The organism is Nostoc sp. LPT, from assembly GCF_017115165.1.
In the GTDB taxonomy this organism is placed as follows: Bacteria; Cyanobacteriota; Cyanobacteriia; order Cyanobacteriales; family Nostocaceae; genus Nostoc.
Genome location: NZ_JABXKF010000078.1, coordinates 32,102 through 53,880, shown reverse-complemented (window position 1 = coordinate 53,880; position 21,779 = coordinate 32,102). Strand labels below are relative to the sequence as shown.

Annotated in this window: 24 protein-coding genes; 15 read left to right on the top strand and 9 right to left on the bottom strand. The window is 42.1% G+C overall.

What is annotated here, in order from left to right; all coding sequences use genetic code 11:
- The first annotated feature begins 129 nt into the window (after nt 1–129).
- Both HWQ58_RS16925 and HWQ58_RS16920 read left to right on the top strand, forming a co-directional pair.
- Entirely contained in the window at nt 130–1,977 is a 1,848-nt protein-coding gene (locus HWQ58_RS16925; RefSeq protein ID WP_292864763.1) for a DUF4157 domain-containing protein, read from the top strand.
- Nucleotides 1,978–2,185: 208 nt separating this feature from the next.
- Nucleotides 2,186–2,569 (top strand): transcriptional regulator, encoded by a 384-nt coding sequence (locus tag HWQ58_RS16920; protein ID WP_292864760.1) that lies wholly within the window; start codon nt 2,186–2,188, stop codon nt 2,567–2,569.
- 146 nt (nt 2,570–2,715) lie between these two features.
- Here HWQ58_RS16920 and HWQ58_RS16915 read toward each other — a convergent pair whose 3' ends face one another.
- From HWQ58_RS16915 to HWQ58_RS16880, 8 genes are all read right to left on the bottom strand, one after another.
- Nucleotides 2,716–3,120 (bottom strand): type II toxin-antitoxin system VapC family toxin, encoded by a 405-nt coding sequence (locus HWQ58_RS16915; protein ID WP_292864757.1) that lies wholly within the window; start codon nt 3,118–3,120, stop codon nt 2,716–2,718.
- Nucleotides 3,117–3,590 (bottom strand): hypothetical protein, encoded by a 474-nt coding sequence (locus tag HWQ58_RS16910; RefSeq protein WP_292864754.1) that lies wholly within the window; start codon nt 3,588–3,590, stop codon nt 3,117–3,119. The genes HWQ58_RS16915 and HWQ58_RS16910 overlap by 4 nt, the downstream gene beginning before the upstream one ends.
- A 132-nt stretch (nt 3,591–3,722) precedes the next feature.
- A complete protein-coding gene (locus tag HWQ58_RS16905; protein WP_292864751.1) occupies nt 3,723–3,959 on the bottom strand; it encodes a type II toxin-antitoxin system Phd/YefM family antitoxin in 237 nt (78 codons plus the stop codon).
- 266 nt (nt 3,960–4,225) lie between these two features.
- Nucleotides 4,226–4,825 (bottom strand): Uma2 family endonuclease, encoded by a 600-nt coding sequence (locus tag HWQ58_RS16900; protein ID WP_292864748.1) that lies wholly within the window; start codon nt 4,823–4,825, stop codon nt 4,226–4,228.
- 79 nt (nt 4,826–4,904) lie between these two features.
- The gene (locus HWQ58_RS16895; RefSeq protein WP_292864745.1) at nt 4,905–5,114 is read right to left on the bottom strand and encodes a Nif11-like leader peptide family natural product precursor; all 210 of its coding nucleotides are present in this window, start codon (nt 5,112–5,114) and stop codon (nt 4,905–4,907) included.
- 187 nt (nt 5,115–5,301) lie between these two features.
- Nucleotides 5,302–7,272, bottom strand: a complete 1,971-nt coding sequence (locus HWQ58_RS16890) for an ATP-binding protein (protein WP_292864742.1) — start codon at nt 7,270–7,272, stop codon at nt 5,302–5,304.
- 10 nt (nt 7,273–7,282) lie between these two features.
- Nucleotides 7,283–7,510, bottom strand: a complete 228-nt coding sequence (locus HWQ58_RS16885) for a hypothetical protein (RefSeq protein WP_292864739.1) — start codon at nt 7,508–7,510, stop codon at nt 7,283–7,285.
- A 115-nt stretch (nt 7,511–7,625) separates the two neighbouring features.
- Nucleotides 7,626–8,900 (bottom strand): DUF4255 domain-containing protein, encoded by a 1,275-nt coding sequence (locus HWQ58_RS16880; RefSeq protein ID WP_292864737.1) that lies wholly within the window; start codon nt 8,898–8,900, stop codon nt 7,626–7,628.
- A 734-nt stretch (nt 8,901–9,634) separates the two neighbouring features.
- Here HWQ58_RS16880 and HWQ58_RS16875 point away from each other — a divergent pair.
- The 13 genes from HWQ58_RS16875 (at nt 9,635) to HWQ58_RS16820 (ending at nt 19,315) form a co-directional block, all read left to right on the top strand.
- Nucleotides 9,635–11,347 (top strand): phage tail sheath C-terminal domain-containing protein, encoded by a 1,713-nt coding sequence (locus tag HWQ58_RS16875; protein ID WP_292864734.1) that lies wholly within the window; start codon nt 9,635–9,637, stop codon nt 11,345–11,347.
- An 84-nt stretch (nt 11,348–11,431) separates the two neighbouring features.
- Nucleotides 11,432–11,905: a phage tail protein gene (locus HWQ58_RS16870; protein ID WP_292864731.1), complete on the top strand. Its 474-nt coding sequence runs from the start codon at nt 11,432–11,434 to the stop codon at nt 11,903–11,905.
- A 118-nt stretch (nt 11,906–12,023) separates the two neighbouring features.
- Complete coding sequence (locus HWQ58_RS16865; RefSeq protein ID WP_292864728.1) at nt 12,024–12,497, top strand: phage tail protein; 474 nt, start codon at nt 12,024–12,026, stop codon at nt 12,495–12,497.
- Nucleotides 12,498–12,600: 103 nt separating this feature from the next.
- Nucleotides 12,601–13,089, top strand: a complete 489-nt coding sequence (locus HWQ58_RS16860) for a phage tail protein (RefSeq protein WP_292864725.1) — start codon at nt 12,601–12,603, stop codon at nt 13,087–13,089.
- A gap of 136 nt (nt 13,090–13,225) precedes the next feature.
- On the top strand, nt 13,226–13,549 hold the full coding sequence (locus HWQ58_RS16855) for a hypothetical protein (RefSeq protein WP_292864722.1): 324 nt from the start codon (nt 13,226–13,228) through the stop codon (nt 13,547–13,549).
- A gap of 172 nt (nt 13,550–13,721) precedes the next feature.
- The gene (locus tag HWQ58_RS16850) at nt 13,722–14,087 is read left to right on the top strand and encodes a phage tail assembly protein (protein WP_292864799.1); all 366 of its coding nucleotides are present in this window, start codon (nt 13,722–13,724) and stop codon (nt 14,085–14,087) included.
- On the top strand, nt 14,072–14,224 hold the full coding sequence (locus HWQ58_RS38480) for a DUF6760 family protein (protein ID WP_322708496.1): 153 nt from the start codon (nt 14,072–14,074) through the stop codon (nt 14,222–14,224). Before HWQ58_RS16850 ends, HWQ58_RS38480 begins: the two co-directional genes overlap by 16 nt.
- Nucleotides 14,225–14,315: 91 nt before the next feature.
- The gene (locus HWQ58_RS16845; RefSeq protein ID WP_292864719.1) at nt 14,316–14,468 is read left to right on the top strand and encodes a hypothetical protein; all 153 of its coding nucleotides are present in this window, start codon (nt 14,316–14,318) and stop codon (nt 14,466–14,468) included.
- Nucleotides 14,468–14,992 carry a phage tail protein gene (locus HWQ58_RS16840; protein WP_292864716.1) on the top strand — a complete coding sequence of 175 codons (525 nt, stop codon included), beginning with the start codon at nt 14,468–14,470 and terminating at the stop codon, nt 14,990–14,992. The genes HWQ58_RS16845 and HWQ58_RS16840 overlap by 1 nt, the downstream gene beginning before the upstream one ends.
- A 3-nt stretch (nt 14,993–14,995) precedes the next feature.
- On the top strand, nt 14,996–16,090 hold the full coding sequence (locus tag HWQ58_RS16835) for a hypothetical protein (protein ID WP_292864713.1): 1,095 nt from the start codon (nt 14,996–14,998) through the stop codon (nt 16,088–16,090).
- 27 nt (nt 16,091–16,117) lie between these two features.
- Entirely contained in the window at nt 16,118–16,639 is a 522-nt protein-coding gene (locus HWQ58_RS16830) for a hypothetical protein (RefSeq protein WP_292864710.1), read from the top strand.
- Nucleotides 16,640–16,743: 104 nt separating this feature from the next.
- Nucleotides 16,744–18,678 (top strand): VgrG-related protein, encoded by a 1,935-nt coding sequence (locus tag HWQ58_RS16825; protein WP_292864707.1) that lies wholly within the window; start codon nt 16,744–16,746, stop codon nt 18,676–18,678.
- A 241-nt stretch (nt 18,679–18,919) separates the two neighbouring features.
- Nucleotides 18,920–19,315, top strand: a complete 396-nt coding sequence (locus HWQ58_RS16820; protein WP_292864704.1) for a DUF4280 domain-containing protein — start codon at nt 18,920–18,922, stop codon at nt 19,313–19,315.
- Between the two features lie 325 nt (nt 19,316–19,640).
- On the opposite strand, the gene HWQ58_RS16815 is transcribed toward HWQ58_RS16820, so the two are convergent.
- Nucleotides 19,641–21,605 carry an AAA family ATPase gene (locus HWQ58_RS16815; protein ID WP_292864701.1) on the bottom strand — a complete coding sequence of 655 codons (1,965 nt, stop codon included), beginning with the start codon at nt 21,603–21,605 and terminating at the stop codon, nt 19,641–19,643.
- Between the last annotated feature and the right edge of the window lie 174 nt (nt 21,606–21,779).

Sequence of the window (21,779 nt, the reverse complement as noted above, 5' to 3'; positions counted from 1 at the left end):
AGATGAATGAAAATGCTGATAGTTATAAATATTTATATAAAACTCCATAACAATACTGAACTGTAAAAACCCTGATGCTGTGCCAAACTGGGACAGTCATATAGTTAATACTAAAATCTGGGGTTCCTAATGACACAGCAACCGCTTCAAAAAAAAGCTTTATCGAAATCAACAGCTACACCTAGCTCATCAGAATTTCTGCAAATGCGACCTTTTGCACAAACAAGCAATACGGTAACACAAGAGAAACTTGTACCCCCAGATTTACAAGCGCAAGTAGAGCGAGCCAGTCGTTTTGGTCACAGCTTTGGAAAGTTAGCGATTCAACCCAAACTGACTATTGGTGAGCCGGGAGATAAATACGAGCAAGAAGCGGATAGAGTAGCAGCGCAAGTTGTGCAGCGAATAAATCAACCGGAAGCAGTGTCTGCAAAGCAGGAAGAGAATATACAGCGTATAGAAAAGCCTGAAAAGTCAGAAATACAAATGAAATCCTTGGTGCAACGTCGGGAAGCCATTGGTGGAGGGGAAGCATCAACAGATTTGGAATCAGCAATTAACAACGCAAAGGGTGGCGGACAGGCATTAGATGCAGGTTTGCAACGGTCAATGGGGCAGGCAATGGGCGCTGATTTTAGTGGGGTTAGGGTACATACGGATGCTCAGTCAGACCAGTTGAATAAATCGATTCAGGCGAAGGCGTTTACGACGGGGCAGGATGTATTCTTTCGCCAGGGGGCATATGAGCCGCGAAGTCGTGGGGGACAGGAGTTGATAGCGCATGAGTTGACCCACGTAGAGCAGCAGAAAAAAGAGGGGGAAAAGGTAGGCCAAGAGAAACAAGAAAAGGAAAGAGAAAGCATTGGAGAGAGAGAACGGAATGGGAAGAGAGAAGAAAGGCAAAATAGAAAGGATGGGTGCAAGAGGGAAGAAGAAACCAAAAAGGTGACAAAAAAAACGAAAGAAGAAGGAAAAGGAAAGGCAATCCAGAGAATGCTATATCTAAACGGAGGTGCAGGTGAAAGGAGTAGAGAAGCGACACAAAGTGAAATCGACATCATAATAGAATACATTGATAAAAATGAGAAGACGTTGAGGACGAGTGGAATAGATGTGGAAGCGATAGTAGGTTACATATACGATCCTGAAGCAGATGGATTGATGTCTTACAGGCATTCAATTGCTGGATCGCACGGATTCGAGATTACGGGTATTGATGTGCACGAGCCGACCCTAAACAAAAGCGGGAACGGCAATCTTGAGATAGATAAAAACGATCATGAAGAGTGGCGAAAAGGAATAGAGATTAATGGAAGGCCGGGATGGACAGAAGAAATCGCGAAAGCGATAAGCACAGTAAAAGGAAAACAGAACATAAGACACATCCTGCCGTGGCACACAATCCGAGAGGGGATGGAGTATTTCGTCAACAGGCATTTGGCCTCTCCAGAAGAGGGGGGAGTAGAAGAATTAGACAAGCGTCTAGTAGCAGTGAGATTGAAAATCAGCGGGGACGGGACAGTAGAATTAGACATATATAAAAGAATTGTGGAGAACATAGTGGAAATACTGACGTTGATGAACAGCAAAATAGAGAACCTATGGGCGGGAAGCGCGGAAGTTAATCAACGAATCAACACGCTACGAACAGTGACACAAACATTATCGAGAAAATTGAAAAAAGGCAGTATAAACAGGGAGGGAGTCATAAAGCATTTGAAAACCTTGGAGAATAACGCAACCAAAAGCACATATAAGCAATTATTAACCGAATTGAACGAGATACTCCCGGTGTGTACAAATGAAGAGTCGATGATCGAGTTATTGACACAAGCGGGAGGGACTTACGAGTTAGACCTGCCAGACGATGTGTCGGTAAGCAAAGAAAAATTTCAAGTATTGCAAAAATGTTATTTAGGAATGAAGTCAATGGACTTTGACAATTTGGCGATAAGTTTCATGCAAATGACTACATGATGGAAGATATTTTTCAATAAGCTTAAGTTTTGTAGTACAAATATTATTAGTGGGATAGGTTCATCAACAATCCATCTCCTTAGCTTATAAAACGCTAATTTCTAATTTCTAATCCCCCTGCTCCTTACTCCCTACCCCAACGAAGCAAAACACCTCTTTATTCGTGCCGTTTTAACCCACGCAGACTACGATAAGGAGAATTGGAAAAATGACGACTGGTTTAACAACCCCTAGCCCTTATTATCTAAGTTTAATAACAGAATTTGCACCTCGTCCTATTACAAATGATGCTGAATTAACGGCAACTCAACAAAGGATTAACTCAATATTAGATAAAAGCAATCTTAATCATGACGATCGAGATTACCTACAAGTATTAGGAATGTTAGTCTATGATTATGAAGAAAAAAATGAACAATTGCCTGAATTAACTGATAGAGAATTATTACAAACATTAATGGAAGACTATAATCTGAAGATACCAGATTTTTTCGGAATTTTTCCGCAAGAACAAACAGTTTTAGACATATTAAACGGAAAACGTCAACTCAATCCTCAAGAAGCTTTCAAATTGCGATCGCTAATCTTGTAGTGCGATCGCTGTAGGTGCTGCGAGTGCGATCGCTCTTGTAGGTTGGGGGTAAGATCACCTTATCGGCTGTTGGGTTTCACTTCTCTGTGGGACGCTTTGCGATCGTTTAACCTAACAAACCAATTTTTCTGTTTATCAACTATAATTTACAATTCAAAAAACTTGACATTAGGATAACCTAAAATAGCATCATCCACTGTAGCCATAACTAGATCATATTGTAAACATTGGGCTATTAATAGCCTATCAAAAGGGTCTCTATGTAGTAAAGGTAAGGCTATTAAATAACTCATAGTTGCTTCGTTAATGGCTAAACTATTAATTAAAGATTCTCGTCTTTTTTGAGGAATATATACATCTGGAGACTCAGGAAAATAAGTATTAAATTCCGGTTTGTTCAATTGGTATTTAATAACACATTCCCAAGTAGAAACTATGCTTAACAATATCCTATTTTCGGGATTTTTAATCTCACAACCCAACTTTTCACTTAAAGAAGGATGATCATTAATCAACCATAGAAAAATATGGGTATCTAGTAATAAATTCATGGAGAATAAAACAAATCTAAAATTTCGTCAGGTAAAGGTGAATCAAAGGTATCAGGAATTATCAATTCGCCTTTAGCTACTCCAAGAGGACGAGTTTGATTGTGTTGAATTAAAATTTGACGAATGATTTCAATTTCATCATCAGACAAAGGATTATTGGGGTCTAGTTCTTGATGATTATCTCGTAGATAATACCATTTTTCAATTATTTTTCGCGAAAATTCATTACTAGGTTTATTTTCTACATCACCTTCTAAAAAACAGTCTAAGATTTCTTCTGTTAAACCTCGATTTTGAGCATTTTGACTAATAGTTGACTTATGGCTATCTTTGAAACTATCAGGACTAATAAGCTCTTTTAGTTTTAAACTAAGCAACAGTTTTAATTGACCTTGTTTTTCATGAGATAATGAGGCAAATTTTTCAGCACTCTCAGGCGTAATATCAATAATGATTTGATGCTTAACCATAGTTTTTTTAAGACCTGGTAAAAGGTTATATCATAACACTAGCCATAAACTTCATTGTCATTAATTAAAGTTTTAGCAATATCAGTTAATTTATCTGTCAAACCAGAATATAGCCATGCAACTACATGAGTATCAAGATAAATCAATATTAAGCTCCTGCTCCCAACTGATATTAACTAAATCATCTGGATTTCCTTGGATAACATCAGGTTTAAAAGTCAAATTTTTAAGTTTATCTTTTTTTTCTATAGGAACAATTTTTAACAACTTTCCATTTTTGTTAATTTCTAGCGGAATACCTGTTTCTAGTACCTCATCCAGTAGACGATCAATATTATTACTCAATTCCGTTAGTGTAACCTTTTTCATTGTGTTCCTTAAAGATTCACATTGTTTCATGAGTTTAGAGATCATAGCAAAAATTCTTCCCTTACCCTGAAGATTGTTATTAAACCTCTTGCAAAAGTCCCTTAACACCCCACCCCCAACCCCTCCCCGCAAGCGGGGAGGGGAGACAAAGCGTAGCTTTGGCGGGGTGGGGTTCTTTCTTATTTTTGATTTATGCAAGAGGTATATTGAATGTAGCAAGAATGCTTATTTCTCTGGTTAGAGATGTCCTATTAGCGCTCAATTTGTCAACTCTGCTTTTTCCCTAAAATCGCCTGACGAAATTCTCTGACAGCTTCAATCCTTGAAGTTTGGGCAATTACAACACACCGTGATAGTAAATCGATATCCAGGTCAGTTAGTCCAGGAAGCTCACTACGGTAAATTCGCTCATAGTTTTGCTCTTGCAGGTGATAGAGCGAGAAAAATCCATCTTCCCAGAACCAGACTTCAGGGACACCTAATGCCTTGTATCGCTCCAGTTTGTTAGAACCGCCACTGGTAAACACCACTTCTATTGAGATGTCAGGGACGAGCTGCTTCTGACCAAGCCAGTAAGACTCATCGGCTTGGGCAGATGCTGTTCCTTGACGCTCCTGAGTCATCGACCCAGCAGGGATAAATTCGATGCCCTTCTCAATCAGAAACAGTTCAATCAGGAACCCAATGATGGTTTTGAAAAATTCGTGGTCTTCTCCAGGCATCAGAATCTCAATTGTGCCGTTGTAATAAAACAGCCGCACACCGTCATAGCCCTCAAAGCCTTTTTGGATTAGCTTGAACTGTTCCCATGTGCCCTCGTGACGAACAATTCGTTGGTCGGTGGCTTTCTTGAGAAGTTGTACCATTGCCTTCGCCTCATGCTCTTATATGTCAACTTAACGCGAAATGGGCAGTTAGAAAAAAACATCTCATTCGATCATTTTACTAAATACCTGGAATCTCAGATAACTTACATTTCAACTCTTCCACAGCAAAACCTGTGGCTTTCTGCCATTCCTCAATCGTGAAATTGTAGCCGTGTTGTTCTGCCATTTGTACAAATGTCTCCACATCAGGAGCAGTATTCAGCCTTTGGCGCAAATTGGGATTAACCTGAGCTTCTCTAAATAGTCTGGTAACTTCTTGCTGTGCCATAATTTACTCCTAAAATAACGAATGTTTTTAAGTAATGGCTAATGGCTAATTGCTAATTGCTAATTGTTAATTGTTTTAGAATGTCAGTCTTCGATTCTTCGATTAGCCATTAGCCGTTTTGTCCGTTGCTAATTGCTAATTGCTCATTGCCATTAGCCATTAACCATTAGCCATCAGCCATTAGCCATTAGCCATTAGCAGTCTTAACCCATCCCTTCACCTCAACATCAGTAAGTTGTCTTTCCATCTTCATGTACTCGTTCTTAGCGGCTTGCAAAATATGCTCCATCCGCACGGGCTGGTCGGCTTCGGCGGCAATAAATGCCGCGTTGAGAGCAATGTTCCGAATATTACCACCTGCTACCTGCAAATTTGCGAGTTTCCACTCATCAAGCTCCTCAATGGGTGTCTGGCTGGGAAAGGCCTTTAGCCAAATCTCTGCTCTTTGATTGATATCAGGAAACAAAAACTGGACAATAAACCGGATGCGGCGGAGAAACGCCTGGTCAATGGAATTTTTCAGGTTTGTTGTCAAAATAGATAATCCTGGATAAGCTTCCATGCGCTGCAACAAATAGGCGACTTCCATATTGGCGTGGCGGTCATGGGAATCTTTCACCTCAGAACGCTTGCCAAACAAAGCATCTGCCTCATCAAACAGCAAAATTACACCGCCCATCTCCGCAGCATCAAACACCCGCCCCAAGTTCTTCTCTGTTTCGCCAATATATTTACTCACCACCGCACTCAAGTCAATCCGGTATAAATCTAACCTGAGTTCTTGTGCTAGCACCTCCGCCGCCATCGTTTTACCCGTGCCACTTGCTCCAGCAAATAAAGCACTGATTCCTAGTCCTCGCTTACTTTTGCCACCAAAACCCCAGTGTTCGTAAACTTTGGTGCGTTGGTGAATGTGTTTTGCTGCATCTCGCAGTACTTGCTTTTCGCGTTCCGGTAACACTAAGTCATCCCATCCCGCAGAAGTTTCCATACGTTGTGCTAGTTCATCCAAACGTGGACGCGCTTGAATACGGCAGATGTCCCAAAGAAGGAGAGGAGGGGAATTAACGTCTCCTGACTCCTGACTCCTGGCTTTCAAGCAAGCGGCACGAATGCCACGATCGCTAAGGTTAAAGTGAGAAACTAGGGTGTCAACGTGTCCGTTGAGGTTGGGGGCGAAGTCGCTCAAAGCTTTCTGCCATAATAGACGCTGTTCTTCAGAAGTGGGGCTGGTAACGTCGAAGGTGATTAATGGGCGGTGCTTCTGGCGACGGCGATCGCTACTCAATAGAATTACCGGGGCTTGGATGCTTTCTAGGAATTGAGAAATCGCTTTTTCTTCCTTCCCATCCAGCATTTCTAGGCGATCGCACTCTAGCAACAATGCCAGATTATTTAAACTAAATTCCCGCTCCCACAGGCATTTGACCAAGTTAAGGATGCCAATATCTGTGGGCAGTAATTCCACAGGAAGAGTGTAAGGTATAAAGTTAAGTTTGTCACAAGCAGTGGAGGCGATCGCTAAAAGCGAAGCCGCATCGTTGCCGCATAATTGCAACAGTGGCAGTAGCGGTTCTGATGGCGTTAGATACCAAATACTTACCATCTTTTCTACTAATTGCCAGTGGGAAGGAACTAGTTCTTCGCTCTTGGCTACAGCTGCGCCCATTGCTACAAGCCGTTCATTCAGATGATATGTACCCGTGAGATAGTGCAAAATTTGCTCGTCAATTCGCAAAGGACTGGTGGTGAGAGTATTACCAGCGCCAATTTCAATCAGCCGCGATCGCCGCAATGAGGCAGTGGGAGCCAGCGCTTCCCAGTAAGCATCTTCCAGCACCGCCAAAGCCAGACTGAAAGTAGGATAGTTCTTCTGTGCATCTCCAAGAGAGGCCGCGCAAAGCGGAGCAAAACTAGCATCTAACTCCACCCCCGCACACAAAAGCAATACATCCCGTTCAAACGCTGACAACTTGAAGGTTTGACAAAGTTGTTCCAACGCTGATGGGGGAGATGACGCAAACAGTGGCAGAGGTGGGGACGTGGTGTTTTCTCCTGCTTCCTCCGCCTGCATCAAAGCCTGTCGCACACGGGCAAGTTCCTGCATTAAGTAGCGTTGGTTTTCTCTACGCCAGTCAGCATTTCTGTAAAAAATCATCTGTGAAAAATCACTTTTCCAACTCAGCAATTAAGTTCTGCAAGTAGTCAAACGCCTCTTTGGGCGGGAGTAAGATGGCTTTGCCCTGCTGTAAAATTTCGTACTTTCCTCTGTGGTATCCGTGCCCAGCAATCAATCCCATTTTTATGGCTTTGTTTCCCATCTCATTTAACATATTTGTACTGGCAAATTCATATTCTTGTTCTAACTGCTCTGTCAACATTTGTTTAGTATCCATAGTAGTGTTTGGTAATTGGTAATTGCTAATTGCTAATTGCTAATTGCTAATTGTTAATTGTTATAAATGCCAATCTTCCATTAGCCATCAGCCATTAGCCATCAGCCATTAGCCATTAACCAATGCTTATTGTGAATTTAGGCGCGTTATACCATTTAAAGGTAGGACTAGTTTCATCCTTATCGATACTTAGCAAACTTTCTGCGCCATCGATTTGTACGCGCAGCAAATACTCGCCCACTTTTACACTTAAAAGGTTAAAAGCAAGGGTATCGGTATTAGCATTGCGGGATTTGGCTTCAAATTGGTAACTTAGAGGATTGTCAATTGACCATTCATTCATCACGAGAACAACTCGCTGTTTCTTGCCTACCATGACATCTAGCTGTATGTTAAGAATTGCCGATCGCAGTTCCTCAAAACGTCCTTGGGACTTGGAGAGGCTAAAAACCTTGATGGTCGGACGAAGTACAAACGGCGCGACATTTGACTCAACGTTACGATGTCCATTGTTCACAGTTGGAGTACCAGTTGGGATGCTGTGAATGACTTGCAAGGAAGTCACACCTGCCCGTAGGCAATCAATGGACAAGTCTGAAAGAGGTAGAATAATTTGGGTTTCGCTTACCTCAGATGGCGAAACATCAATGCCGTTAATTCGCACTCTTGTAATGTTACTTGCCAGATGCCTACCGTATATGTGCAAAGTGCTGTTGGCCATTATTGGCTCTAGTCTACCTGCCGCAGACACCACTTGTTCGACTACGGGACGGTTGGGAAAAGGAACCACGCCACCTAAGTTGCGATCGCCTACAGGTAATGACCGCTTCAAAGACTCTTCGCCCTCAATCATCACTACAGTTACTTTGTAAATCAGCGAAAGTATATAGGGAGCTTGGAAGAACACTGTCCAAACCTTAGATAGGTCATCCAGGCTGAGATCCATCGGAACGATGAGTAATTGCTGAATCTGATCTCCGAGGTTAGAACCAGCCAGAAATCTATAATTTGCCACTCTTATCGCTTCCTGAATGGTATCGCCTGAAATTGTTGAGCGATCGTTGAGCGTGCGAACCACACTACCTAATAATCGCTGTGCTTCTAACTCTGTATCATTACCATAAAAGCTAATTGCGTAATAAAGGTCAAGTGCCGCCTGACGCCTGATTGTAGCTCCCTTTGAGCGTGGCATAGCGTCCGCATTATTAAGAGCGGGATTGCGACTAACATGATACAGAAAAAGATTAATACCGATTTCTGGTGTTCCATTGCCGATATTTCTAGGCTGCACCGTTGTGACTCTCGCACCATCTATATCTACCTGTACGGCAGATTGTAAAATGTTTTGGAAAATTGCTGTCACAGTTGCAACAGCCTGATAATTACTCACGTACAATTATGTTAATGAAAAAATGATTCTTTTTTTTGCGTAATATTACTGAGTAAAGTTCGGGAAATTTAGTTTTTCTACTTTACCCAAGTCTTAGGTGATTGTCCATTCATCTTGCCATTTGGAAGGCAAGAAAAGCCATTTTTATTCTACTTATGCACAATTTAGTTATATCTAACTAAGAATATTTTACTTTATATATAAGTTAAACTGATTTAAATAAAGTAATAGCTAGGAAAATTTTATTAAAATAAGCTTGTTAAGCCCTTGTAAAACAAGAGTAACGTGTGCCAACTTATATGAGTAATGTAAAGATACTGGGCACTACGGGTAAGCGACTTCTAAAAGCAATGTGATAATAGTTACACTATTAATTCAAAGACAAGGCGTTAAAATCTCCAAGTAATTACTTAAAATCATCGTTGGCAGGGGTTTCTCTACTTGCGAACCAGATGCCAGTTACCCAGATTTCAGCCCCGTTAGTCTAACACGATGCAAACAAAGTGCTAGAGGGCGTGATGAATGTATCTGAAATAACTGTAGTAGTCGCGGTTGTGATTCAAGTTTGTAGTTGATGGCGATATGGTAACGTCAATGAATTCAGATTTTAAACACCCGTAAATAAGACCATATTGCTCACATAAGAGTAGGTCGAGTTACTCTCGACGACAAAAGCAATACACTGCAACTCTTTGTGCGTTATCTACCCCTAAACCAATGGAGGATTGTTACAAATGGCATTAGATTATTTTGCTCCTGGTGTCTACGTTGAAGAGGTAGACCGTGGCAGCCGTCCAATTGAGGGTGTCAGTATGAGCGTAGCGGGCTTCGTAGGCTTCACTGAAGATGTCCGTGGTGACGCAGATTTATTCAAACCGATGATGGTTACAAACTGGAGCCAGTATTTAGAGTACTTTGGCAAAGGTGGCTCAGATGGGTTTACAGACTTTGATGCCTACCTACCCTTTGCAGTGAAGGGCTGGTTTGATAACGGTGGGGGACGTTGTTGGGTAGTGAGCATTGGCACCAAACTACCTGGTGCCAATGCTCCGACTGCCGAAGAAACTGGCACCAGGCTGCTTACCCCTGGTGGTAAGCCATCTTTGATGTTTAACCTCAAGCTGCCAGAAGCAGAAGGCAACGTACCTGCCTTAGCACCGAGCGGCGGACGGTTCATAGTTTCGATTCTCGAAAGTGAGCCGAAGCCTTTACCAGATGATGCACCAGAGGGTACAGATACCCCAATTAATACAGGTGAATACTTCTCAGTTATTGTCCGTAGTGGCGACCAAATCCTTGAGCGGTATGACCATCTAACCTTGAACCAGCAGGTTGACACTGCGGTGGCTGATTATGTAGTAACTGCGCTGGAAAGTTCTGAGTTTGTGCAAATTGCTAATATTTCCCAAACTGGTCAAGCTCTCTCTCGTCGCCCAGCCAATGGTTCCTACGAAATTGCTCCGCCACCATACATTGCTCGTGCCGAACACATGACACGAGATGTCACTGGTGTACGCACCGACAAAACAGGTTTACAAGGCATTTTTGAAGTAGACGAAGTAGCGATGGTTGCCTGTCCTGATGTTATGCGGGCATACCAAAACGGACTGATAGACTTGGATCAGGTACACGGTGTCATAGAAATGATGCTGAGTATGTGCGAAAACTCTTTCCCAGGGCCAGCTTACCGGATGGTGGTGATAGATCCGCCGCCTGTGAAGCCAGGTAAAAACGAGAACCGTGCCGTACCTCCAGACCAGCAAAAACCGCAAGATGTGTTTAATTGGCTGCGGGAATTTAACCGTCGCTCAATGTTTGGGGCGCTTTACTATCCTTGGATAAAAGTAGCCAATCCCCGCAACGGTGGTAAACCAATTCTGGTTCCCCCTTGCGGTCATATGATGGGTGTTTGGTGCCGTACCGACCAGTCACGAGGTATTTTCAAAGCACCAGCAAATGATACTCCACGTGGGGTTCTTGGTTTGGCGTATGAAACCAATATGCGAGAACAAGAACTACTAAACCCTGTAGGTATCAACTGTATTCGTAACTTTGCCAGTTACAACCGAGGGTTCAAAATCTGGGGCGCTCGTACCTTAGTAGAACCAGATAATATCCAATGGCGTTATATCAGTGTCCGCCGTCTCATTAGCTATATCGAGAAATCCATTGAGATGGGTACTCAATGGGTAGTATTCGAGCCGAACGATATGGATTTGTGGGAGCGTGTGAAGCGCACTGTCAGCAACTTCCTTGAGCAACTCTGGCGGGAAGGAGCGCTGTTTGGCGGTTCTGCTGCCGAATCATTTTATGTGAAATGCGATGGTGAAATGAACACCCACGAAACAATGATGAAAGGTCGTCTCTATGTAGAGGTTGGCGTTTGCCCAGTACGGCCAGCAGAATTTGTCATCTTCCGCCTGAGCCAGTGGGCACCAGGACAGTAAGTAATAAAAATTAGGAGACAGGAGAGAGAATTCTTCCCCTGTCCCTACTTCCACATTCTCCGCATTTAGATAAGGAGTTGAAATATGGCTGATTTAAAACCAATACCTAGTAGTAGGTTTTATGTAGAATTTGATGGTGTTGCCGAGAAACTGCTCAAGAATGTCGCTGAGATGAACTTTACAGGTCAAACTACAGGACACGAAAAGCCACTTGCCTCCACTAAAGATGGTAAAACGCTTTGGCAAACAACTTCAGGCGGTTTCAAACAAAATCCTAACTTCACTATCAATGTTTACTTAGCTGAAGGTGACATGGATTTTTACAACTGGATGAAGGCTACGATGCCAAAAAGCGAAGGAGGAGACGGTAAGTGGGCTGAGAACAGAAAGGGTGGCGCTATAGTTGCCTACGATAGTAGTGATACAGAAGTTATGCGCTGGAAGATAACTAAGGCTTGGATTAAATCTTACAAAGTCTCGGAGTTTTCCGCCGAAAGCAATGAATTGGCTGTAGAAACGTTTGAGATTGTCTGCGAACAAATAGACCGCACAAAATAAAACATTGGTTAATGGTTAATAGCTAATGGCTAATGGCTAATGGTTAATGGTTAATAGTAACAATTAGCAATTAGCAATTAGCAATTAACAAAATCTAATACTTGTACAGGAGTTAACTATGGCAAAAGGTGAAGTGCTTGCTTGCTCTAAGTTTTATGTAGAGATTGACGGACTGTCAGACTTAATCGTCAAAAAAGTCAGTGGCATCTCTATAGAGTTGCAAACTGCTGGAGACCAGAATCCTTTTGGTGTTACAAAGGGAGGAAAATCTGCAATTCAGGCGACAGTTACCGGAGTCAGTAATGGAACGGTCACGGTTGAATATGTGTCTACAGTTCAGGATGACAGATTAATAAAATGGTACACTGACTCCCACTCCCAACCCACTACAGGCGGAGGAACTACAAATAAAGGAGTGCTTAAAACTGCCTCTATCATTCTGTATAATCAGGGTGGCGAAGAAGCAGCACGCTGGAATTTGACAGGTGTTATGCCCAAAACTTATAAATCAAGCCAACTGGAGGCAGGCACGACGGAACTAGCTACGGAAACAGTCGAATTAGCTTTCCACTCCATCCGACGTATTAAGTAATTTGAGATTGGCTAATGGCTAATGGGAAAAAAATTAGCAATTAGCAATTAGCAATTAGCAATTAGCAATCAACAATCAGCAATTAGCAATCTAAAATAGTTCTGTGACAGATAAGCAGTACGAACTTTTAACTTCTTCTCGTTATTACTTAGAAATTCGGGTAGATGGCAGTGACGATCGCATTGACGGCTACTTTATGGAATGTCAAGGATTTGAGCGCACTCAGGAGGCCATCGAGTTTTGTCAGGTGACTCCCCAGAAATGGGGCAAAGATGGCAATAGCGTTGGTCGAGTAGCACGCACAAAAATACCAGGAAATTCTCACAGTGGCAATTTAATTTTGCGTCGCGGGATGACTGTTTCAATGGCAGTGTGGGATTGGTTCAGTGCCGTTGAACAAGGCAACTGGGCAAAGCAACGCCGCAATGGTGATTTAACTCTCTACAACCAAAATGCTATTGAACAGGCAAGATTTAGATTTTTGGGAGCATGGCCCATAAAATACAAAATTTCTGATGTCAGTGCAAGTAATAGTGAGTTTGAAATCGAAGAAATGGAGTTGGTAATTGATGAATTTAGTCGGATTAAATGAGTATAAACACGAGTAATCGTGTCTCTAAGAAGCTAATGGCTAATGGCTAATGGCTAATGGTTAATAGCAATTAGCAATTAACAATTAGCAATTAGCTGTTAACAACACTCTTTACTCCTGGTTGAGCAGTTAGGCAATGCAAACAGAGTTTGAATTTACTTTACCAAAAGGCTATCTTGATGTTGATGGCAATGTTCATCGCAAAGGGGTAATGCAGCTGTCACGGGCAATTGATGAAATTGTGCCATTGCGAGATCCACGAGTTAAGTCGAATCCGGCTTATGCAACGATCATTATTCTGTCACGAGTAATTAGCCGCTTAGGTGCATTGGAAGAAGTCACGCCTATCGTGATTGAAGAGCTATTTACCTGTGACCTTAACTATCTACAAAAGTTCTATCGGCATATAAATGAACTAGAACCGGAGGCTACGGAGCCAGAAACAACGCTAAAATATTAGTTGAATATATAGCCGAACTATATGAGTTGTTAAACACTCGGTAAGGCTGCTAATAGCTAATAGCAAATGGTTAATAGTAAGAGAACAATAGCAATTAGCAATTAGCAATTAGCGATTAGCTATTAACAAAAAAAAGTTCAAAATCTATTGAAGATTGCTAGATAAAAACTTGATGTTGACTACAGAGTTTGACTTTACACTTCCTCGTGGATTGATGGATACAGAAGGTGTAGTTCACCGTGATGGGGTAATGCGACTGGCTACGGCGAAAGATGAAATTGCTGTGCAAAAAGATCAGCGCGCCAAAGAAGGTGAAGCCTATAGCACTTTAGTGATGTTTTCGCGGGTGATTGTTCGTGTGGGTACACTGTCAAAAATTACTCCCGAAATACTAGAAAATCTATTTACCCGTGACCTAAGCTATCTGCGCGAGTTTTACAACCGCATCAACCAACAAGGCAATTCAGAAATTGCTGTGTGTTGTCCTAGCTGTAATAACAAGTTTTCTACGGAGTTGGCGCTATCGGGGGAATTTTAGGCTACCCCTCAAACCAACTTTATGAAGAGGTAGCCTGTATTGCTTCTGAGTTCCATTGGTCATTAGAAGAAATTCTCAATTTGGAACACAGCGATCGCCGTCGCTGGGTTATGGAAGTTGGCAAACTTAGAGAGTAATCGATAATAGCTCATGGCTAATGGTTAATAGGAAAAACAATTAGCAACTAGCAATTAGCAAATAGCAACTAGCAACTAGCAATTAGTAAATATGACTAAATCACAAATAAATAGCAAATTATTAGAACAAATTTTACATGATTCGTTCTTGATAGAACAGTTGAGCGATCGCGTTTACAAACTTTTGCGTGAAGACCTCCGCAAGCATCAAGAACGTAGTCAAGGATATGGGAGTCGAATCTAATGGTAACAACAAATGGAACACAAACTTTTGGACTCAACTACGTCACAGCTAATCGTTTCTATGTGGGGTTGGAAAGTACTATCTCTGCCTCGTTTACCGAGTGTCAGGGTTTGGAAGTTCGAGTCAAATACGAAACTTATTACGAAGGAGGTGTGAATGACCAGCAACGTATCTTGCTAGGACAGCCGGAATTTTCAGAAGTGACTTTAAAGCGTGGTCTTAGTGATGATATGGTCTTTTGGCAATGGGCAAGTCAAGTCATGAAAACTAATTCCCAAAAGGCGATCGAACGTCGCAACGTTAACATTTTAGTATTCAACCAAGCGGGTGAAACCATGCAGTGTTGGACGCTGATTGGAGCTGTACCTGTTGGTTGGAAAGCTCCTCAATTAGCAGCAGATTCCTCTACAGTGGCGATTGAAGAATTGACTTTGGTTTATGAAGGCATTAAAGTCGCTAAATCGGGTACAGCTTCTGCAACTTCCCTTAAGGGACGTAATAATGGCTATTTTGGTAGTAACTAAGCAATGACTGAATCAAATAATGCGCTAATAAGTGAAACTTCTCAACCAAAGTTAAGAAAATCAACAGAAACTCTAAATAAAAAAGACCCATTGCTGTCACCTAAACCCTTGGGAGGAGATGAGGAACTTACCCCGCAATTTCTCGTACCATTAGGAGTGCAATCTCTTTCTATACTAGACCCGACAATTTTTTCTTCTAAAAATTCTGAATTAGATTTTTCTAATAACCTGTTTGAAGATTCACCATTTTTTTCAGAATACCGAGCTGCGACTCCAAAACATCACGCAACTAAACAAGTTTCTCGTGATTTAGTCACTTCATCATCGACGGAGCAAATTTTACAACAAAAAGTAGAGTCAACAATTGCACCCCTGCAATCTTCCAACCTGACAAGAAAATTACAGGCATCAGAACTTCCCGATACACAAGCTGATTTTGCAGTTAACTTTGAGTCAGATAATACCCAGCATAAAGATGCTGATGTTGAGGATCAAGCAGAGTCGGTTATAGTTGATTCTCTCGCGCTTTCCCCGATGCAGGCGATCGCACCAGTAACTAGTTTAATACCAAAGGTTCAGCCAAAAACAGATTTTGATTCATTTCCTACATTACAGCCGCATACAGAAACAAAGTCAGGAACGTTGCTACAACTGCCACAGGTTCTACAAAATATTATGGTTTTGGATTCACTCGCTTCCAAACCATCGCTGAGTCAGTATGCTGCTAGTAATATAGTTACCCAAAGTTCTACTAACTCCCCTAAATCAGACCGTACAACTGTGTCAGGTAGCAATGTATCCTCTTGGTCAGATATTAGCAATCCTGTAAAGAGTCAGACAACTTCGGTACAGCGAAAAATGAGCAAACAAAATAGTTCATCTGTCAATACTCTAATTCAAGCCAAAGAAGCCAACGAACCAGAAACAATTCGACTATCAAGCCAGCAAACCTTTGGCGATACAACAGAAGAGTCTAGCTCAGAAGTATCGAAAAGCATAGAAACATTGGCGCAAGCAATCTATGAGAAAGTAAGGTGTCGCTTGCGTATTCAGCAAGAGCGTCACGGACGCGGTTATACTGGACGCTCATCTTGGTAATGTTATTTACGTTGAGAGGAAAAAGTTATGTCACTAGTCAAAGCTAAACTGGTTTCCTCAGATGGGGGTGAAACGATTGAATTCATGTTTAACCCCAATCAATTAGTTTTTCAACAGCAGATTAACCTTACTAAAAATAGCGGTGCGCGTACTGGTAGAGGATTACCTAAAGTCAACTTCGCTTATCCAGAACCTTGCACGCTTACCATCAATGATATTTTACTAGATACTTATGAAGAAGGCGGTGGTAAAAGCGTCATTGTCTATATCCAAAAGTTTGAAAAAGCAGTGAACTTTCTAGAGAGTGGCAAAAATCAAAAAAAGCGCCCACCAACTTACGTATTTGCTTGGGGTAGTAATCAATATATTCGCTGTTTTATCACCAACCTGACCTACAAACTAATTATGTTTTTGCCAAATGGTACTCCAGTACGGGCAAAATTAGATCTAAGTTTAGAAGAAATTGACGAATCAACCTCCCAACCAGGTCTGGGTACACCTAACCAAGTTGATCGCACAGGAGATACTCGTAACAAGCGTATGAGTTAATTGCTAATTGCTGATTGCTAATTGCTGATTGCTGATTGCCATTAGCCATTAACCATTAGCCATTAACCATTAGCCATTAGCCATTAACCATTAGCAATTAACTTATGCCTGCTAGTTATACTGCAATCCCAACCTTAAAAATTGACGGACAACCCGCATCTGATAGTTTGTTAGAAGATATTCTGCAAATCAGTGTAGAAGAAAGCTTGCATCTACCGGGGATGTTCACCTTAGTAATTCGTAATGATTATTATTCAGCTCGAGAAGGGGAAAACCCGTGGCTGTACGATAATACTTTTACCATTGGTAAATCTATTGAAATTGGTTTTACTTCCAGCAACACAGAAGATACTGACTTTAGCACTGCTAATCAGAGTACCTTGCTTAAGGGTGAAATTACTGCTATAGAGGCGCAGTTTAACGCGGAATCTCAGGCTCCGATTATTATCCAAGGTTACGATATCAGTCACCGTTTGCACCGAGGACGCTACAATCGATCATTTCAAAATAAGAAAGATTCGGACATTGTAAGTCAAATCATTGGTGAAGCTGGCATTGCCGGAGGCACAATTGATGAAACTGGTGGCCCCTATGGATTTGGCGATCCGGTAGGCTACATCTTTCAAGAAAATCAGACTAATATGGAATTTCTGAGGGAACGGGCGGCACGTAACGGTTTTGAGCTATTTGTACAAGATGGCAAGCTGAATTTTCGTAAGCCTTCAGAAGGTAATTCCTTGAACCTAAAGTGGTTAAAAGATATTACCAACTTTCATGTGCGTGTTAATAGTGCCGAACAAGTTAGCTCCGTTGAAGTCAGAGGGTGGGACTATAAAAATAAGCAAGCAATTGTCTCTACGAAAAGCGCTCAAACTGCTCAGGTTGTGACTTCAATTGACCAGGGAAAAGGCAATAAGACTAGCACCGCCTTTAACGGTAGTCCGAAAATGATTGTAGTCGATAAACCGGTTTTTTCTAGCAAAGAGTCAGACGCGATCGCCCAAGCACTTTTCAACGAACTTTCCGGTGAGTTTGTCCAAGCAGATGCCAAAGCTGTGGGAAACCCGGATATTCGACCAGGAAAAGTAATATCTCTAAAAGATATGGGCAAATATAGCGGTAGCTATTACGTCACCGAAACCCGCCATATTTTCCAAGGCAGAGTTTACACTACAGACTTCAACATTCGCGGCTTGCGAGGTGATGATTTATTTACCGCCATGACTCCCCAAACCCGTTTGCAACCAGGACAAACCCTAATAGTAGGAATTGTCACCAACAACAACGATCCGAAAAAATGGAGTAGGGTGAGAGTTAAGTTTCCCACTTTGACAGAAGAACATGAAAGCGACTGGGCAAGAGTAGTGTCAATTGGTGCAGGAAGTAGTCGTGGGTTTGACTGTTTACCAGAAGTTAACGACGAAGTGCTAGTTGGGTTTGAGCATGGCGATATCCACCGCCCCTTTGTCATTGGTGGCGTTTGGAACGGCAAAGACGCACCGCCCACTAGCGTGCAGGAATCAGTTGCAGATGGTAAAGTGCGACTGCGGACATTCAAAACTCGCTTAGGTCACACCCTTCAGTTTGTTGAAGAAGACAAAGGCAGCAGTAAAAAGGGCGTGTATGTAAATACGGTGGATGGTCACAAATTGAATATAAACGATACAGAGAAAAAGATTGAAATCAAAACTAAAGATGGTCATCAAGTGCTGTTAGACGACCAAAATAAAAAAATTGAAATCAAAAGCAGTGGTGGAAATACCTGTAAACTTGATGACCAAGGACGGAAAATTACCATTGATGCAACTGGCGAAATTGAATTGACAGCACCTCAAAAAATTACCCTTAAAGTTGGAGGTAGCAGTATAGAAGTTTCTATGTCTAACATAAAGTTAAAAATGGGCGGCAACACCATCGAACTAGGAGCCGCAGGGATTAACATTGAATCCGCCATGACAACTACTGTAAAAGGATTAACAACTACCATAAAAGGTGATACAACAGTCGCCGTAAATGCTCCAATCGTAAATATAGGCTAATAGCTAATGGCTAATGGCTAATAGCTAATGGCTCATGGCTAATGGCTCATGGCTAATGGCTAATGGCTCATGGCTAATGGCTAATAGCTAATGGCTAATGGCTCATGGCTAAAAGAAAAAATAGCAATCAGCAATTAGCAATTAACAATTAGCAATTAACAATTAACAATTAGCAATTAACAATTAACAATTAACAATTAACAATTAGCAATTAGCAATTAACAATTAATAAAGTAAAAATATGCCACAACAAGTTGTAATGGGTGCTTCTCTACAGTGTGTACCCTTTGGTACTACACCTAGTTCGCTATTAGTTATTCCCAAAGGTACACCGGTAATGGTAAATGGGATGCTAGCAGCAACAATTATGGACTTTGCACCTGTCGCAAATATCCCGCCTTTTGGAATGTGTACCTCACTGACCAACCCAGTGGTCGCTGCGGCAACTACCGCAGCGTTGGGTGTTTTAACACCTATGCCTTGCATTCCGATGATTCTCGGCCCTTGGAAAGCAGGAGCAATAAAAGTTAAAATTAACAATTTTCCAGCATTGCCCAACACTGCAATATGTAACTGTGCGTGGGGTGGTGTAGTTAAGATTAACTATGCAGGACAAATGAAGGTGAATATTACATAAAATGGATGCTAATAGCTAATATCCAGAAGTGTTGAATGTTAGGAAGAGATTAAAGAAAAGTGCCATGATCTGATAGAATCTAAAAAAATATAAACAAAAATTTATCATTCGCTATCTACAGTCATATATGTGTCAGAAAATAAGTTATGTTTATTGGTTTAGAAAACTTATTTGGCTCAGATGAAAAATAGCACTTATCGGCTAAGTTTATCTTAGTATGAAGAGTTTTGATTACGCCATTTAACACTTCTGGATGGTACTGTGTGTACCTCGTTTCATTTATTTTCTTCTGCTACCCCTACTTATTGAGCCGATACCGTGAAACTTATACCCAGCCTTTGACTTCTTCTTTTGTCAGAAGTCTTTGCAATTTCAGATAATCTCGTTGCGTTGCAAGGAGAATATGTTTCATCATTACTGGTTCATCGGCATCAGCGGCGATAAAAGCGGCATTCATGGCAATGTTGCGGATGTTGCCTCCAGCGACTTGTAACTGTCCGAGTTTCTGATAGTCTAGCCCTTTGATTGGTGTCTGCGGTGGGAAAATGCGCTGCCAAATTTGCGATCGATATTGTGCGGCTGGGAAGGGGAAATCTACCATAAAGCGGATGCGGCGCAAAAAGGCGGTATCTAAAGCATTTTTTAAGTTAGTTGTCAAGATTGCTAAACCGCCGTAGGCTTCCATGCGCTGAAGCAAGTAACTTACTTCTACATTAGCGTGCCGATCGCGGCTATCTTTAACTTCAGAACGCTTGCCAAACAAAGCATCGGCTTCATCGAACAGTAAGATAACTCCTCCGGCTTCTGCGGCATCGAAAATCCGCGCTAAATTCTTTTCGGTTTCGCCTATATATTTGCTGACAACGGCGCTGAGGTCGATGCGGTAGAGATCGAGGCAAAATTGCTGTGCTAATACATCGGCTGCCATTGTTTTACCCGTACCGCTTTCGCCGTGAAACAAGGAGGTAATCCCAAAACCGCGACTGCTTTTGCCAGCAAAGCCCCAGTCTTGGTAAACTTTAGACCGTTGTTGCAGATGAGTGGCGATATCGGAAAGTACCTGACGTTGGGCTTCTGGTAGCACTAAATCATCCCAAGCAGATGTGGCGTTGATGCGTTGGGCTAAGTCATCGAGGCGGGGGCGGGCTTGAGTGCGGCAAAAATTCCAAAGTTGGCAGGAGATCCCCCCAAGCCCTGGTTGAAAAGGGAGAGAAATATCTGAAGAACTGGTGACTTGAAGGCAGGCGGCTTTAATGGTGGCTGGAGTGAGGTTAAATTGGGATACTAGCTTATTCAGTTGTCCGTTGAGTTGGTTTGCTGCTGTACCAAGATGAATTTCCCAGAGGGTTTTTTGTTCGTGGAAGCTGAGGGGGGGAACATCAAAGCTGACGAAAGTTTGTTGTCGAGTCGGGAGACGTTCTAGGCTGCTAATAATTGCCGGGGTCTGGAGATTTTCAATCAATAGAGAAATCGCTGTTGTTTTAACAGGATCGGCGGTGGAGATGGAGTCACAGTCGAGTAATAATAGCCGATTTCCTAATATCGCTTCTCTTTCCCATAAGCGCTTGAGTTGATGCAGTTCGTGGGGAAGACTAGGAAGGACGGCGGCGGAAATTATGCCGAGGTTAAAGCCGAGAGTGTCGCAAATATTGCTGACTATTTGATATTTGGTGGTAGATTCGGAACCGCATAATTGCAACAGGGGTAATTTGCGTGAGGCTTGCGACCAAGTGGCAATTATGCGATCGCAAATTCCGGCGTGGGAAGGAGGCAAAGGTAGGGTTTGGGGTTCAGGTTCGGGGAAAGTGACAATTCCTAAGAGTTGTTCGTCAACGGCGGCTTCCCCTAACAGATAACAGAGAATGCGTTTGTCGATTCTAATCGCCGTTTGGGTGAGGGAAAAGCCAGGGGCAAATTCAATTAATTGCCATCGTTGCAAGGGATTTTGGGGAGAGAGGACAGAGAAACTGGCTTGGGGAAAAATGGCAAGGGCTAAACTGAGGGTGGGAAAATTGCGATCGCTGTTGCCATTGGCTTTGGCGCAAAGGGTGGCAAATGTGGGGTCGATTTCCATACCCACGCACAGCAAGAGAATATCCCGTGCAAAGGCAGATAAATGAAATTTTGAGCAGATTTGAGCTAAGGCACTGGTTGGGGAGATAGCATCGTCAATTACTTCCTGGGGTTTGTCTTCTATATATGTTTCCAACGACTGACGAATGCGAAAGATTTCTTGCTGAATGATTTGCCAGTTGGTTTGATACCAGTTTGGTAGTCCCGTATTTGTCATTGCTTGGATATATAGGATTGTTATTTGAGCGATCGCATTTGTTGATATGGCGTTCGCATTTGTTGATTTGGCGTACGCATTTGTTGATTTGGCGAACCCATTTGTTGATTTGGCGAACCCATTTGTTGATTTGGCGTACGCATTTGTTGATTTGGCGAACCCATTTGTTGATTT